A 290-nucleotide genomic window follows, 5' to 3' on the forward strand; every position below is an offset into this window, starting at 1 on the left:
ATCCATAAATGAAAATTGTTCGTTGTCTTCAGATTCCTCTTGTGCTTTTTCCATCTCTTGAAAGATTGGAGATTCATCTAAATGACGTCGTAAATATAAACCGACCAAACCAATTGGTGCAGCAATTAAGAAAGGAATACGCCATCCCCAGCTGAGCATTTGCTCATCTGTTAATAATATCGTCAAAATGGTAACAATTACACAGGCAGCAATGTAACCTGAGAGTGTTCCAATTTCAAGACCACTACCGAGTATACCACGCTTTTTATCTGGAGAAGATTCTGCGATAT

Annotated in this window: 1 protein-coding gene; it reads right to left on the minus strand. The window is 38.3% G+C overall.

Features of this window, described 5'->3' with window-relative positions; translation table 11 throughout:
• The coding region (locus NG918_RS16825) for an MFS transporter (protein WP_252227199.1) at positions 1-290 on the minus strand (290 nt) is incomplete at both ends.

Origin of the sequence: Clostridium sp. ZBS2 (assembly GCF_023845855.1) — a bacterium.
GTDB lineage: Bacteria > Bacillota > Clostridia > Clostridiales > Clostridiaceae > Clostridium > Clostridium aquiflavi.